The following is an 861-nucleotide window of genomic DNA, read 5'->3' as shown; positions in this document are numbered from 1 at the left end:
AAGTATCAGCCGGGGACTGAGCTTGCCAATGGCTTTTATGAGGGAAATTACAGGGAGTGAGTGGAAAAAGGGCTGAGGGAAGGGATATAGGTGTATGGCGGAAAAAGACATCGCAGAAAAGACTTTGGAGGCTTACAATGATGTATTTGCAGACATTGTCAATGTATTGCTGTTCCAGGGAAGACATTTCGTGAAAGAAGATGAACTGGAGGAAGAAAGTCCGGGTTCCAGTTATAAAGCGGACGGCAAACTGCATGCGCAGGAGAGGGATGTTGCAAAGTATTGGAGGAAAGGGCTAGTCCGTATTGCATTATACGGACTGGAAAACCAGACAGGCATAGACAGAGACATGCCGCTGAGGCTGTTTTCTTATGACGGAGCGGCATACCGGGCGCAGCTTCTGGCGGATAAGGGAATGAAGGAAAAAACCGGCATACCGATACCCAGGTATCCGGTGGTGACATTGGTTTTATATTTTGGATATGACAGGCATTGGAGAACGCCAAGGACACTCTTTGAATGCCTCGAGCTTCCGGAAGATATAAAGCCGTATGTGAATGATTATCGTATGAATTTATATGAGATTGCGTATCTTAGTGATGAACAGGTACAGATGTTTACCAGCGATTTTAAAATCGTAGCGGATTATTTTGTGCAGATGCGAAAAAATAAGGGCTATGCCCCATCGGAAGTTACGATAAAACATGTACATGAACTGCTGCAGTTAATGGCAGTAATGACACAGGATAACCGTTTTGAAAGTGTATTTAGTCCTGATATGGAAAGGAGAACAACGACTATGTGTGATGTGTTGGATCGTGTGGAGAACAGAGGAATTCAAAAAGGAATCCAAAAAGGAAT

At 44.0% G+C, this 861-nt stretch carries 1 protein-coding gene; it reads left to right on the top strand.

The genetic code is table 11. The features are described 5' to 3' along the window. Positions 1–94 precede the first annotated feature (94 nt). On the top strand, positions 95–861 hold a 767-nt coding region (locus D5281_RS25130; RefSeq protein WP_160562562.1), incomplete at its 3' end, for an Rpn family recombination-promoting nuclease/putative transposase.

The sequence above is a fragment of the Parablautia muri genome, from assembly GCF_009917485.1.
Taxonomy (GTDB): Bacteria; Bacillota; Clostridia; order Lachnospirales; family Lachnospiraceae; genus Suilimivivens; species Suilimivivens muri.
This window is presented reverse-complemented; position numbering and strand designations above follow the sequence as displayed.